Source organism: Rheinheimera faecalis (assembly GCF_021290965.1).
GTDB classification, from domain to species: domain Bacteria; phylum Pseudomonadota; class Gammaproteobacteria; order Enterobacterales; family Alteromonadaceae; genus Pararheinheimera; species Pararheinheimera faecalis.
Genome location: NZ_JAJOYT010000002.1, coordinates 493354 through 506820 on the forward strand (window position 1 = coordinate 493354; position 13467 = coordinate 506820).

General features: G+C 46.1%; 15 protein-coding genes. 11 read left to right on the plus strand and 4 right to left on the minus strand.

Translation table 11 applies throughout. The features are described from left to right. Positions 1–43 precede the first annotated feature (43 nt). Entirely contained in the window at positions 44–1591 is a 1548-nt protein-coding gene (locus LSG34_RS05820; protein ID WP_233007886.1) for a methyl-accepting chemotaxis protein, read from the minus strand. 93 nt (positions 1592–1684) lie between these two features. Here LSG34_RS05820 and LSG34_RS05825 point away from each other — a divergent pair, with 93 nt between their 5' ends. From LSG34_RS05825 to LSG34_RS05840, 4 genes are all read left to right on the plus strand, one after another. Further along, positions 1685–2140, plus strand: coding sequence for a CBS domain-containing protein (locus tag LSG34_RS05825; RefSeq protein ID WP_233007887.1), 456 nt, complete (start codon positions 1685–1687; stop codon positions 2138–2140). A 109-nt stretch (positions 2141–2249) separates the two neighbouring features. After that, positions 2250–3824, plus strand: coding sequence for a glutamate--cysteine ligase (gene gshA / locus LSG34_RS05830; protein WP_233007888.1), 1575 nt, complete (start codon positions 2250–2252; stop codon positions 3822–3824). Further along, positions 3824–4021: a hypothetical protein gene (locus LSG34_RS05835; RefSeq protein WP_233007889.1), complete on the plus strand. Its 198-nt coding sequence runs from the start codon at positions 3824–3826 to the stop codon at positions 4019–4021. Before gshA ends, LSG34_RS05835 begins: the two co-directional genes overlap by 1 nt. Beyond that, positions 4008–4625 carry a transglycosylase SLT domain-containing protein gene (locus tag LSG34_RS05840; protein WP_233007890.1) on the plus strand — a complete coding sequence of 206 codons (618 nt, stop codon included), beginning with the start codon at positions 4008–4010 and terminating at the stop codon, positions 4623–4625. Before LSG34_RS05835 ends, LSG34_RS05840 begins: the two co-directional genes overlap by 14 nt. A gap of 43 nt (positions 4626–4668) precedes the next feature. Here the strand turns inward: LSG34_RS05840 and LSG34_RS05845 are convergent, their stop codons facing one another. After that, entirely contained in the window at positions 4669–5937 is a 1269-nt protein-coding gene (locus tag LSG34_RS05845; protein WP_233007891.1) for an HlyC/CorC family transporter, read from the minus strand. A gap of 92 nt (positions 5938–6029) precedes the next feature. Beyond that, on the minus strand, positions 6030–6839 hold the full coding sequence (locus tag LSG34_RS05850; protein ID WP_233007892.1) for a cytochrome C assembly family protein: 810 nt from the start codon (positions 6837–6839) through the stop codon (positions 6030–6032). Between the two features lie 230 nt (positions 6840–7069). Between LSG34_RS05850 and ffh the strand changes: the two genes are divergently transcribed. From ffh to LSG34_RS05885, 7 genes are all read left to right on the plus strand, one after another. Further along, positions 7070–8437 carry a signal recognition particle protein gene (ffh, locus tag LSG34_RS05855; protein ID WP_233007893.1) on the plus strand — a complete coding sequence of 456 codons (1368 nt, stop codon included), beginning with the start codon at positions 7070–7072 and terminating at the stop codon, positions 8435–8437. 166 nt (positions 8438–8603) lie between these two features. Further along, on the plus strand, positions 8604–8855 hold the full coding sequence (gene rpsP, locus LSG34_RS05860; RefSeq protein ID WP_008898077.1) for a 30S ribosomal protein S16: 252 nt from the start codon (positions 8604–8606) through the stop codon (positions 8853–8855). 32 nt (positions 8856–8887) lie between these two features. Beyond that, positions 8888–9415, plus strand: a complete 528-nt coding sequence (gene rimM / locus LSG34_RS05865) for a ribosome maturation factor RimM (protein ID WP_053423261.1) — start codon at positions 8888–8890, stop codon at positions 9413–9415. Then, on the plus strand, positions 9415–10191 hold the full coding sequence (gene trmD / locus LSG34_RS05870) for a tRNA (guanosine(37)-N1)-methyltransferase TrmD (protein WP_008898079.1): 777 nt from the start codon (positions 9415–9417) through the stop codon (positions 10189–10191). Before rimM ends, trmD begins: the two co-directional genes overlap by 1 nt. A gap of 22 nt (positions 10192–10213) precedes the next feature. Further along, complete coding sequence (rplS, locus tag LSG34_RS05875) at positions 10214–10573, plus strand: 50S ribosomal protein L19 (RefSeq protein WP_008898080.1); 360 nt, start codon at positions 10214–10216, stop codon at positions 10571–10573. A 250-nt stretch (positions 10574–10823) separates the two neighbouring features. Beyond that, on the plus strand, positions 10824–11423 hold the full coding sequence (locus tag LSG34_RS05880) for a DNA-J related domain-containing protein (protein ID WP_233007894.1): 600 nt from the start codon (positions 10824–10826) through the stop codon (positions 11421–11423). 117 nt (positions 11424–11540) lie between these two features. After that, a complete protein-coding gene (locus LSG34_RS05885; protein ID WP_233007895.1) occupies positions 11541–12767 on the plus strand; it encodes a threonine/serine exporter family protein in 1227 nt (408 codons plus the stop codon). 41 nt (positions 12768–12808) lie between these two features. Here LSG34_RS05885 and LSG34_RS05890 read toward each other — a convergent pair whose 3' ends face one another. Then, positions 12809–13387, minus strand: coding sequence for a response regulator (locus LSG34_RS05890; protein WP_233007896.1), 579 nt, complete (start codon positions 13385–13387; stop codon positions 12809–12811). Positions 13388–13467: the final 80 nt, after the last annotated feature.

Genomic DNA, 13467 nt, shown 5'->3' on the forward strand with positions numbered 1-13467 from the left:
AAATGAAAAAGCCCGCTGTTGCGGGCTTTTTTGCAAGTCAGGGTTACTGACTAAAGGTTTTACTTAAGTTCGCAATTTCAGCGGCTTGTTGGTGCAGACGTTTGTTATTGTCGGATACCAGCTGCATATTGTTTAAGTTTTCATCGGCAATATGCTGAATGTTTTGTACATTGTTGGCGACTTCACTTGCAACCTGACCTTGTTGAGTGGCAGCAGTTGCAATTTGTGAAGACAGTTGGTCAATAGTGTTCACCATCGCCACTATGTCTGATAACTGCTCAGTGCTGTGAGTGGTTTGAGTTACACATTCCTCTACCTGCTCACGGCTTTGTGTCATGGTTTTACCCCAGCTCAACAAGGTTTGCTGAATCTCACCAATTGAGCGCTGAATTTGTTCTGTGGCTTTATGAGTACGGGATGATAAAGCCCGGACTTCATCGGCAACGACCGCAAAACCACGGCCATGTTCACCGGCTCGTGCCGCTTCAATGGCTGCGTTTAATGCCAGTAAGTTAGTTTGGTTGGCAATACCCTGAATTTCTGTCATCACAGCGCCAATACGTTCAGCTTCTACTGCTAAATTATCCGCAGTACTGGCGGCGCCTTGTACTTCAACAGCTAATTTTTTTACCGTGTTGGCGGTTAACTGCATCACTTGTTCTGCCTGTTGGCAAATCTGCTGAGCTTCGCCCACTTTCTGGTTGGTTTCGCCAGTACGCTCTGCGATATCAAGCACTGTGCTGCTTAATTGCTGAGTGGCAGTTGCGATAGAGATCAGCTGTTGGCTTTGCTGATGAATACCACGTTCGGTTAAATGCACAGCTTCTTCTAATGTATCGGCAATACTGGTCAGTTTATTGGTGCTGTCTTTGGTGCGTCCCAACACAGTACGCAAACGGGCCTGATGCATCTGATGACGGAAATCCGCTATTGAGAACGCTGTTTTTCCGCTATAGACATAACGGGATACCGAATCAAAGTCTTGCTTAATTTTCTGTAGCTGAGCTGGAATATCCACTAATTCGTCATACATCAACACAAAGAAAATAGCCGGGATAAGTAACGCCAGCCATAAGGCGTGTGACCAGAGTAATGCGCCTGCTGCTATTAAAATAAAACTGCTCAGCAGCGCAATAAGGCGGCGCAGGTTCGTGTTCGCATTCCACTGGCTGACGGCTTTACCTGAATTGATTGCCTGATAGCAGCGATCAGCTCTTTGGATCAGATCCGGACTTGCTTTGACCCGTACTGATTGATAGCCAACCAGTTGCTGTTGTTGATAAATAGGAGTGACAAAAGCATCAACCCAATAATAACGACCGTCTTTACAGCGGTTTTTGACCATACCACGCCAGGATTGGCCTTGTTTTAAGTGAGCCCACAGATCGGTAAAAGCTGCTGCAGGCATATCAGGATGACGCACCAGATTGTGGTTTTTACCCACCAGTTCTTCTTCGGTGTAACCTGCGACCTGGCAAAAGGCCGGGTTCGCATAAGTGATGACACCTCGTGTATCTGTAGTGGAGACTAACTCTTGTCCGGCGTCGTATTGAACTTCCTGATCAACAAGGTTCTGGTTGCGGCGGTTCATGCTTATTTCCTTTTTATTTATCATTCAGTTAATCTGAATCAAAGCGGCGGCATTATTTCAAAGATCTCTCAGATAAGCGAGCTTAGGAGCATTATGCAAGTATCTGCCATTATGACCAGAAAATTGACGATGGTTGACCCGGATATGAGCTTGTCTGCGTTAAAAGACATTTTTAATCAGTCAAAATTTCAGCATGTGCCCGTCATTGATGCGAGCCGACGCCTGGTAGGCATAGTGTCAGTGAAAGATTATTTCAAAGCGCTGGCTCCTGTGATGGATGCTGCGTCGGAGAAAACCTTAGATGTTTTTGTCACCAGCCGTAAAATTAAGCATGTCATGACCAGCCCTGTGATTGCTGTGCCTGAAGATTATCCTGTGGTCAAAGCCGCAGCATTATTGCTCAAACATAATATTGGCTGCCTACCGGTGACAGATCAGGACAACGTGGCTATTGGTATAGTGTCGTGGAAAGACATTATGCGGGTCGTGGTGTTACAGGCGGCCCGTAAAAGCAGATTAGCTTATGGCGCATCATCTGAAGAAGAGTAGAATAACAACGTCAGTTCATGTCAGAGAAACTTAATCTGCGGCCACTCTTGTTTTTTTATTTGAGTTGCCCCATTTCAACGTTTGCTCATTATCAGAATAAGGGATCAGCTTGAGTCATTTCCTCGAACAACGTCTGGCTGCACTTGGCACCACGTCATTTAAAACTGCGATTAAAGGTATCAGACGGGGTATTGAGCGGGAGACATTACGAATTCATCCCGATGGTCAGCTGGCACAAACTGACCATGCTAAAGCTTTAGGTTCGGCTTTAACTCATCCTTTAATTACCACAGATTTCTCTGAGTCTTTGCTTGAGTTTATTACTCCGGCTCAGACTGATATTGATATCACCTTAAAACAGCTGACGGACATTCATAAGTTTGCTTTATCTCATATAGGTGAAGAGCGGCTGTGGGCCGGTTCGATGCCTTGTTATATCAACCATCAGGATGAGATCCGACTGGCGCAGTATGGCAGCTCGAATGTAGGCACTATGAAAACTGTCTACCGTCAGGGCCTTAAAAACCGTTATGGCAGTATGATGCAGGCTATCAGCGGCGTGCATTTTAACTTCTCCATTCCAGAAGCTTTTTGGCAGCAGTATCAGCAGCTGTTAGGGGACACAGGTTCTTTGCAGGACTTTATTTCCGCTCAGTACCTGCACCTTATTCGTAACTACAAAAGATTTGTCTGGCTGGTGGTGTATTTGTTTGGTGCCTCTCCGGCTATGTGCAGCTCGTTTTTACAAGGCCGTGAGCCTAAATACAAGTTTCAGGCGTTGGGCAAAGGCTCTTTGTATTTACCTTATGCCACCTCGTTGCGCATGAGTGATTTGGGGTATACCAACAGTGCACAATCCAGTTTAAATATCAGCTACAACAATTTGCCGGATTATATTAAAGGCTTACGCCAGGCGATTTCGACCCCCTCTGCAGAATATGCTTCTATTGGTACTAAAGTGGATGGTGAATATCAGCAGCTGAACAGCAATATTCTGCAAATCGAAAACGAATTTTATTCGACCATCCGGCCTAAGCGCACCACTCAAAGTGGCGAGCGTCCAACCTGTGCGTTAAAACGCCGTGGTGTAGAGTACATCGAAGTGCGGGCTCTGGATGTGAATCCGTTTAGTGCTGTAGGCATTAACGCTGAACAAATGCGTTTTCTCGATTTGTTTTTAATCTACTGCTTATTGGAAAAAAGCCCGGATTTATCGGCTGAAGAACAAGCTGTGACAGAGCAGAATCTGCGTAAAGTGGTGACCGAAGGTCGCAGACAAAATCTGGATCTGGATGATAATGGCCAACCCCGTTTAATGCTGGACTGGGCTGAGCAGTTGTTTGCTGATCTGATGCCTATTGCCGACTGGATGGATGCAGCTCACGGCGGTGATGCCTACAGAGCCGTGATCAAAGAGTTTTATCTGGGCCTGTTAGACCCAAATCAAACCTACTCAGGCAAGTTGTTAAGCCGTTTAATAGCTCAGCAACAAGACAGCCCTTATCATGCGTTGGCTTTGGCAGAACAGTACCGAAAGCAATTGGCTGCGGCTGATTACCAAATTTACAGTGAAGCAGAATTTGAGCAGATGGCTGAGGTTTCCTTGCTGGAACAGCAGAAGATTGAACAGGCCGATGATGTGAGTTTTGATCAGTATCTCGAACGATATTTCGCTGATTTATAATGATAAAGCCGGATTTTAAATCCGGCTTTTGTTTGAAGCTCCCTTATCTGCCGGATAAAAAAACGGCCAGCAAGCTGGCCGTGAAAACTAAGGATAAGGATAATCCAGGGATGAAAAACAAAAACTTGGTTGAATCCGTTCATTGGGTTAGTCTGAGTTGTGTTTTAAAAAGTTCAGCGTCAGATGAAAAAAATTAAAAAAACTTTACTCTTCTTATCACTAGCCACAGTAATGACAGGTTGCGCTACAGCCCCACCCAAAAACAGTTCTAATTTGTGTGAAATTTTCCGTGAACATGATGACTGGTATGACGCAGCATCTGATATGCGTGACAAATGGGATGTGCCCATTCATGTGCCTATGGCGATGATGTATCAGGAAAGCAGCTTTAAACACGATGCTCAGCCGCCTATGGAATATTGGTTTGGTTTTATTCCTGTCGGCCGCGCCAGCACAGCTTATGGTTATGCTCAGGTGAAAGACGAAACCTGGGAAGATTATGGCCGTGAAACCGGCAGCTATTTTGCAGCCCGTTCCAACTTTGACGATGCGCTGGATTTTATGGGCTGGTATATCAATAAAAGCAGTCGCATCAATAAAGTGTCGAAGTCGGATGCTTATGCTCAGTACCTGAACTACCACGAAGGCTGGGGTGGTTATAAACGTGGCAGCTACTATAAAAAGCGCTGGTTGATGGAGACCTCCCGCAAGGTACAACAACGCGCAACCATGTATCAGAATCAATTACAGAGCTGTGAAGAAGAATTTAAAAGCGGCTGGTTTTTTGGTTTATTTGGTTAACCGTACAGAGCAAGATTAAAAAGGGCGCATGTTAGCGCCCTTTTTAATCCTGTTGTAAGTGTGGCATCAGCCGCACTGTTTTAATCATATTGTCCTGGACTTCGATAATCTCCATAGGGCAACCAGCCAGAGTTAAACCTAAACTGGCTTCCGGAATTTCTTCCAGGTATTCCAATACCAGACCATTTAAGGTTTTAGGACCATCGGTGGGGAAGTTCAGCTGCATATCCCGGTTTAAATCCCGTAAGTTAATACCGCCGTCCACCAGATAACTGCCATCGGCCTGAGGCTGAATTTCATCATTCTGATTATCTGCGATATCTGTAGTGAAGTTACCTACCACTTCTTCGAGTATATCTTCTAAAGTCACCAACCCCTGAATATCACCGTATTCGTCGACCACCAGACCTATACGCTCTTTCGAGCTTTGAAACTTATGCAGTTGGGTGTTCAGTGGGGTGTTTTCCGGAATAAAATAAATTTCCCGCACTGAACGTAATAAAGAGGCTTTATTAAGCTGATCTTTTAATGCCAGACGGGCTAATTCCCGACTGTGAATAAAACCCAAAGCATCGTCAACGCTGTCGCGGTAGAGCAAAATTCGATTGTGTTGGCTGTTAGACAGCTGACGCACTATGTCTTTCCACTCGTCGTTAATATCCACCCCAACCAGTTCGTTACGGGGGATCATAATATCTTCCACTGTGGCTTTTTCTAAATCCAGCACACCCACCAGCATACTTTGGTGATGCTGCGGAATTAAAGCTCCGGCTTCATGCACTACAGTACGCAGTTCTTCAGAGCTTAAGCTGCTGCCGTGATGTTGTTCAGCACTGACACCCAGCCAGCCTAAAAAGGTATTACAAATTTTATTCAGTAACCAGACCACAGGATAAAGCACTTTCATCAGAGGTTTGAGGATCACTGAACTTGGAAAAGCAACTCGCTCAGGGTGCAGGGCAGCCAGTGTTTTTGGTGTGACTTCGCCAAAAATCAGGATGATCACTGTTAAAGCAACTGTGGCAATCGCAATACCATAATCACCATAAAGCCGAAGACCGATCACAGTCGCTATGGCAGAAGCTGCGATATTGACCAGGTTATTACCGACCAGAATTAAGCCAATCAGTCTGTCACGGCGTTCCAGCATAGCTGTTACACGCATCGCTGCTTTATGCTGTTCATTGGCAAGATGTTTAAGCTTGTATGGGTTCACCGACATCATGCCGGTTTCAGAAGCTGAGAAAAATGCGGAACATAACACCAGCAGGCCCAAAACGATAAAGAGGGTGCTGGTTGAGATCTCGTCCAAAAGTAAAGTACCTGTAGGGCTAATCGAAGCTATTTGATATTACGAACGGCCAGTCAAGTCAAGCCTTAATGGCCCAGAGCCTGAAAAAGCTCTTATCCGAGCCGATCCAGTATCACTTCACGGACAAAACGACTGCCAAAATAAGCCAGGGTCAGCAAAATACTGCCAGTAAAGGTTAAAGCAATCGCCAGACGTCCACGCCAGCCTAATTGAGCATGGCCCCATAACAGGACTACAAAAACCAGAAAAGCGATGGAGCTTAATATGTTTTTGTGCAGGTTTTGCGCGGCCAGCCAGTTGTCCGTAAAAGCTGCACCACTGAACAAAGTTAAACCCAGCAATAAAGTACCGAGCAATAACACTCTGAACTGCAGTTGTTCTACTTGAAGCAAAGGAGGTAAAAACTGATTGCCCAGCATAAAATCTTTTTGTTTCAGTTTTTTACTGATGTAGTGCACTTGCAGCGAATGCAAAGTGGCCACTATTAATAAGGTGTACGCAATAAAAGCCACTATGATGTGCACTAGCAAAATAGGATTGTGTTCAAAGTGCTGCATTTGTACTTCTGCAGGCAACACTAAAATGGCCAGTTGAGTCAGCGCCGAAAAACCATAGACGATCGGCAGTAATAATACAGTAGGGGTACGAAGCGCTGTAATGGTAATTGCAGTGCTGATCAACCAGCACACCAATGAAATCACATTCAGCAGGCTAAAATTCTGACCCGAGTCGGCAAAAATGGAGTCAGCCAGAAACAGCATATGACAAACAATGGCCAACAAGGCTGCACTGAACATTAATTTATAGTTAGGGCCTTGTGGATGTACCAAACGGGACAATACCATACCGGTTGCCAGCAGATAACCAACCAATGCCACACCAGGTAACAGCTCAACTAACATAAATCAGATCCTGTTGATTCGTGAAGATTTAACATTCTATTGCAAATTACTCGCATTTGACAGCGCAAGCTTGTGTATTCAGACTGACAGCTTGCGTATTCAGACTGACAGCTTGCGTATTCAGAGTAACAGCTTGCGTATTCAGAGTAACAGCTTGCGCTAAGATGGCGGCTGACTCCTTTAGCCAGCTGGGGTATAATCCGGCCATATTGTATATCAGGTGCTAAGTTATGTTTGAAAACCTGTCGGACCGCCTAACCAAAACGCTGAAGAACATCAGTGGTCGTGGTCGTTTAACTGAAGATAATATCAAAGAAACCTTACGTGAAGTGCGGATGGCGTTATTAGAAGCCGACGTTGCTTTGCCTGTGGTTCGTGACTTTGTTAATCAGGTCAAAGAGCGTTCTGTTGGCATTGAAGTCAGCAAAAGCCTGACGCCTGGTCAGGAATTCCTCAAAATCGTCCGTAAAGCATTAGAAGATGCGATGGGCGAAGCCAACGAAGAGCTGGCGTTAAATGTCCAGCCGCCAGCTGTTGTATTAATGGCGGGTTTACAAGGTGCGGGTAAAACCACTTCTGTGGCTAAGCTGGCCAAGTTCTTAAAAGAGCGGAAGAAGAAAAAAGTATTAGTGGTCTCCGCGGATATCTATCGTCCTGCTGCTATTAAACAGTTAGAGACGCTGGCGAAAGAAGTGGGTGTTGAATTCTTCCCAAGTGATGTTAGTCAGAAGCCTATAGATATAGTGAACGCTGCTATAGCTCATGCCCGCTTACAAATTTTTGATGTGCTGTTAGTCGATACCGCCGGTCGTCTTCATGTTGATGAAGAGATGATGGGCGAAATTAAAGCGCTGCATGCTGCCGTTAAACCTATCGAAACTCTGTTTGTAGTCGATGCCATGACAGGTCAGGATGCTGCCAATACAGCAAAAGCTTTTAATGAAGCTTTGCCTTTGACCGGTGTGATCCTGACCAAAGCCGATGGTGATGCCCGTGGTGGTGCTGCTTTATCTATTCGTCATATCACAGGCAAGCCGATTAAGTTTATCGGTATGGGCGAAAAAACTGACGCCTTGGAGCCATTCCATCCGGATCGTATTGCCTCCCGTATTCTGGGTATGGGCGATGTGATGAGCCTGATTGAGCAAATCGAGCAGAAGGTTGATAAAGAACAAGCCGCTAAAGTCGCTGCCAAAGTGATGAAAGGGCAGGGCTTTAGTTTAGAAGACTTCCGTGACCAGCTCGTGCAGATGCGTAGCATGGGCGGCATGATGTCGATGCTGGATAAATTACCTGGTATGAAAAACCTGCCTGCCGGTGCTATGGATCAGATGGGCAATAAGCAGTTCAATAAAATGGAAGCCATTATTAATTCCATGACGAAAAAAGAGCGCTTGTTTCCTGATTTGATTAAAGGCTCACGCAAAAAACGTATTGCCGCAGGTTCAGGAACTCAAGTGCAGGATGTGAATCAAATGCTGAAGCAATTTACCCAAATGCAGAAAATGATGAAGCAGATGTCGGGTAAAGGTGGCTTGATGAAGATGATGCGCGGTATGGGTGGCAAGTTACCACCTGGACTGTTACCTCCACGTTAAGTCCTGTTCCGGCTATTGCTGTCGGGTTTTGGCAAAAGCTGAAATATGCTGCCAAAGCCCGAAAAACCTTGCAATGCAGGCAAAAATCCGTACAATTCACCGACCCCACGGTCTGACCGCGGGGTTTGTTATTTTTTTAAATCCTGAACGATTATTAGAGGACGGTATGGTAACTATTCGTTTACAACGTGGTGGCGCGAAAAAGCGTCCATTTTACCAAGTTGTGGTAGCGGACAGCCGTTTTGCCCGTGATGGCCGCTTCATTGAGCGCGTGGGTTTTTTCAACCCAATCGCTAGCGGTACTGAAGAGCAAACGCGTATTGACTTAGAGCGTATCAACCACTGGGTATCGCAAGGCGCTTCTTTAAGCGACCGCGTTGCTTCATTGGTGAAAGCTGCTAAGAAAACTGCTGCTTAATAGCTAAAATAAATAAAGGTCGGAGTTTCACCTTGAACGGTAAAGATTTAGTTGTCTTAGGTAAGTTTGGTGCTGTTTACGGCATCAACGGGTGGCTAAAAGTAAACTCCTATACCGATATCCCGGAAGGGATTTTTGATTACACACCCTGGCAAATTCAAGTGCAGGGTAACTGGCGTCAAATGCAAATCTCCGGTAAAAAACGACATGGCAACGGCCTTATCGTAAAACTGGCAGACGTGGCTGACCGCGACCAGGCTCAACTCTACGTAAATGCGGATATCGCAGTAGAGCGTTCTGCATTGCCCCAGCTTGCTGAGGGTGATTTCTATTGGCGTGACCTGATGGGCATGGCAGTAGTGAACGAGGCTGGTTATCACTTAGGTGAAGTGGTCGACATGATGGAAACGGGCTCAAACGACGTTCTCGTTGTGAAAGCCAATAAATCCGATGCATTTGGCAAGACGGAGCGTTTACTCCCTTTCCTGACTGACTCTGTCATTAAGGAAGTGAATAACGCTGAAAGACGTATCTTAGTAGACTGGGATCCGGACTTTTAATGTCGCAGCAAGCTGGTTTGTGGGTTGGGGTTATTACTCTGTTCCCGCAGATGTTTGATGCTATTACAAAGTTTGGTGTAACAAGCCGTGCTGTAAAGCAAGGATTGTTACAGGTAGAGTGTTGGAATCCGCGGGATTATACTTCGGATAAACACAATACCGTCGATGATCGCCCCTTTGGTGGTGGTCCCGGAATGCTGATGATGGTGCAGCCGCTAACCGACGCTATTCGCGCCGCCAAGCAAGCTGCCGGAGGAAATGTACATACGGTGTATTTGTCGCCGCAAGGCCGCAAACTAGACCAAAAAGGTGTACAGGAACTTTCACGTTACCCGAAACTGCTGTTAGTGGCAGGCCGTTACGAAGGCATTGATGAACGCGTAATTGAAACCGAAATTGACGAAGAATGGTCAATTGGGGATTACGTGCTGAGTGGAGGCGAGTTGCCTGCGATGACGCTGATTGATGCGGTATCGCGACTGGTACCAGGCGTACTGGGGCACGAAGAGTCGGCAGAACAGGATTCGTTTGCAACTGGTTTGTTAGACTGCCCACACTACACCAGACCTGCGGTGTTAGCAGACAAAGAGGTTCCACCGGTGTTGCTGAGTGGACACCATGAAAATATACGACGCTGGCGTCTGAAACAGGCTCTTGGTAGAACCTGGTTAAGACGGCCGGATATGTTAAATGCCCTGGCTCTGACTAAGGAGCAACGCAAATTACTGGATGAATTCCAATTGGAACACCAGGCGTTGCAGCAACACGATAGTTAATTCCAGGTAAAGTGAGATTGTTATGAGCAAAGTTAGCCAAAACATTATCAAGCAACTTGAAGACGAACAGTTAAAAACTGACGTGCCAGCATTTGGCCCAGGTGACACTGTAGTTGTTCAGGTTAAAGTGAAAGAAGGTGACAAAACCCGTCTGCAGGCTTACGAAGGCGTAGTTATCGCCAAACGTAACCGTGGTCTGCATTCAGCTTTCACAGTTCGTAAAATTTCCAACGGCGAAGGTGTTGAGCGTGTATTCCAGACGCACAGCCCTATGATTGACAGCATTACGCTGAAACGCCGTGGCGCAGTCCGCCGTGCCAAGCTTTACTACTTACGCGATCGTTCAGGTAAATCAGCGCGTATCCGCGAAAAGCTTAACTAAGCGACTGGAAAGGCTGACCTTGTGTCAGCCTTTTTTTATGTCCATGGAAGGACGGTATGTCGCAACTGTCGGGGTGATAACGGCGAAATGCCAACAGTTTGGCATTTCGCCGTTATCACGCCTTCGCCTCTGGTGAAGGCCGGATGATTGTTGCGACAATGTCGCAGCCATCCTTGGCGCTCACCCTTTGGGCCAATGCTTCGCATTGTTAAAAATTGATCCTGACAATTTTTTGGTCTGTAATGTGACTATGCACACCGAATTGCAAGATGATTTAGTTAACGCACTCGAAGCCTTCCTGTTGTCCAGACAAGGGGAGATCAGCGAGCAGGAATTGCTGCATCAATTAAACGCTTTTTTCCCTGAACCCCGCACTCTCGCTGTTGATTCCTTGTTATTCCAGCAACACTTTATTCTTTATCATCATTTATTTGTGTTGCAGGCGCAGTGGCAGCAGGAGCAAGTAGCCTTATTGCATATTGGTTATGCCAAAGTGATGGTTTATACAGTCACTGCTTTACCTGACAATGCAGTAGCTCTATGGCAAGAGCAGCAGGACAAAGCCGCTTATTATCTGGATTGGCAAAATATGCGTGCTATGACGGATGATAAATTGCAGGCTGTATTGAATGAATTCTGGAAAAAGCTGGCGTTGTATCAGCAAAATAAAGCGCTCGACACCAGCCATTTGCAACAAAAGTGGCAGTTAATCCACCCTTATTCTGTCGCTCAACTTAAAAAAGTCTATCGGCAGCAGGCGTTGCGTTTGCATCCGGATAAAGGGGGGGATGCCGCCGCTTTTCAGCTGTTGCAGCAGGAATACCAGTGGTTGCTGGCAGAGTTATCTTGATAGAAAAGCACAGTAACTTAGCCTTTATCAATCACTTAGCAATATCCTCTTCTATCCATACTTTATAAAGCCCACTACAATAGCTGTATTGTGTTGCAACGCGACAAGGACCCTAAATTGGATTCCGCCAGTTTTATTGAAAAACGCCGTTTTATCGTCAAGCTTGGCAAAATGCTGCATAAGTTTGGTACTCCGGCTTATCGTTTGGAAGCCCATTTGCAGGAAGTGGCAAAACTGCTGCAGATAGGGGGCTCTTTTGCTATTACGCCTACTGTGCTGACTTTTGTGCTTTGGATCCCAGGCGATGAAAATGAATACACTCATATCTCCCGTGTGACCCCAGGAGAACTGGATTTAGGTGCTTTATCTTACACAGATGAGCTGGTGGATGCGCTCGCCAGCAGCAAGCTGACATTGCAGGATGTGAATCAGCGGCTGGATCAAATAGCAGCTGCGCCCAACCCTTATTCACGTTGGGCTACCTTTGCGGCTTTCGGTGCCGCAGGGGGCGCTTTTGCCATGTTAATGCGTGCCAGCTGGCACGACGTATTCTGGGCCACTGTACTGAGCCTTATCGTGTATTTGTTTGTTCTCTGGTCAATGAAGTCACGCCGGGTGGCTCATATGCTGGAGCCGTTAGTGGCTTTAGTGTCTGCTATGCTGGCAACAGCCGTGGCTGTTTATATTGATCCTATGATCAATGTGCCTTTGGTCGTACTGTCCGCCATTATTGTATTTATTCCAGGCCTGGCCTTAACGCTGGGATTAGCAGAGCTGGCAGCCCGTCATTTGGTCTCAGGCACAGCACGGGTGATGGATGCAGTCATGTTGCTGTTTAAGCTGTATTTTGGTGCCTTTTTGGGGGTAGCTTTAGGGCAAGTGTTGTTTGGACAAATTCCGCCGCAAATCGCGCCTTCAGTACCGCAGTGGACCAGCTGGCTGGCTGTAGCTATTTTATGTGGCAGTTTAGTCGTGGTGTTTAAAGCAAGGTTGCGGCATGCGCTTTGGGGTCTGCTCTCTGGTTTTATTGCTTACGCTGCCAGTTTATGGGGCGCATATTACCTGGGATTAGCGTTAGGAGCTTTTGTCGGTGCTTTTGCTGTGGGTTTATACGGTAACTTGTTTAACCGATTGATGAATGCGCCTGCCAGCATAGTCTCTTTGCAGGGCATGATAGTGCTGGTGCCAGGCAGTAAAACCTATATTGGCTTAAATGCTTTTGTTTCAGGCCAGCAGATGGTGTCGACTGAGCAATTAGGTCAGCAAACCTTTCTGATTTTTATGTCGCTTGTGGCAGGCTTTATATTTGCTAACGTGGCTTTACCACCAAGAAAGGCGTTGTAGCAAACTCGATTTTCGTTATACCGAATAATAAAAAGCTGCGATTAACGCAGCTCTTGTAGTAACTTCTCTAAGCGGTCTTTTAAGTCGCTAAATAGCAGTGGTTTTCGCATCAGTTGGACTGTGTCAGGTAAACCGCCTCCAGCTGCAATTTCTGCATCTGTTAAGGCTGTTACAACAATGATTTTCATATTCTCGTGGCGTGAAGATAACTTCAGTTCACGGATCATTTGAAAACCGTCCAGTTCAGGCATCTGCAAATCTGAGATCAGAATTTGTGGTGCCCATTCGCCAATTTTTAATAAACCAGCTATACCGTTGGTGACGGATTGCAAACTGATAGGTAAACCCCAGGATTCAATCTGAAGGCTATAAAGTTGTTTGAGTAGCTCGTCATCTTCCGCCAAGAGAATGCGAACTGAATTATCAACAGGTTGAGTCTGATTTTTCAGCAGAAGGCGTTCGACAGAAGATTGAGTGACACGGCGATGACCACCTGGAGTTTTCCAGGCGTCCAGAGCACCTTTTTCCACCCATAACTGCACGGTGCGTAAAGAAACACCAAGTAAATCAGCAGCTTGTTGAGTCGACAATAAAGGTTCTGTGTGCTTACTTTTGTTCATACGGGGCTAATGGGTATCATATTTTGTATTTTTATCAATTCTAGACGAGAACACAGGTCGCTGTCACTTTATTTTTTGTG

Excerpts from the sequence above, each read along its gene's own strand:
- LSG34_RS05820 (WP_233007886.1), bottom strand. The coding sequence starts at position 1,591 with ATGAACCGCCGCAACCAGAACCTTGTTGATCAGGAAGTTCAATACGAC.
- LSG34_RS05825 (WP_233007887.1), top strand. The coding sequence starts at position 1,685 with ATGCAAGTATCTGCCATTATGACCAGAAAATTGACGATGGTTGACCCG.
- LSG34_RS05835 (WP_233007889.1), top strand. The coding sequence starts at position 3,824 with ATGATAAAGCCGGATTTTAAATCCGGCTTTTGTTTGAAGCTCCCTTAT.
- LSG34_RS05840 (WP_233007890.1), top strand. The coding sequence starts at position 4,008 with ATGAAAAAAATTAAAAAAACTTTACTCTTCTTATCACTAGCCACAGTA.
- LSG34_RS05850 (WP_233007892.1), bottom strand. The coding sequence starts at position 6,839 with ATGTTAGTTGAGCTGTTACCTGGTGTGGCATTGGTTGGTTATCTGCTG.
- ffh (WP_233007893.1), top strand. The coding sequence starts at position 7,070 with ATGTTTGAAAACCTGTCGGACCGCCTAACCAAAACGCTGAAGAACATC.
- rpsP (WP_008898077.1), top strand. The coding sequence starts at position 8,604 with ATGGTAACTATTCGTTTACAACGTGGTGGCGCGAAAAAGCGTCCATTT.
- trmD (WP_008898079.1), top strand. The coding sequence starts at position 9,415 with ATGTCGCAGCAAGCTGGTTTGTGGGTTGGGGTTATTACTCTGTTCCCG.
- rplS (WP_008898080.1), top strand. The coding sequence starts at position 10,214 with ATGAGCAAAGTTAGCCAAAACATTATCAAGCAACTTGAAGACGAACAG.
- LSG34_RS05880 (WP_233007894.1), top strand. The coding sequence starts at position 10,824 with ATGCACACCGAATTGCAAGATGATTTAGTTAACGCACTCGAAGCCTTC.
- LSG34_RS05890 (WP_233007896.1), bottom strand. The coding sequence starts at position 13,387 with ATGAACAAAAGTAAGCACACAGAACCTTTATTGTCGACTCAACAAGCT.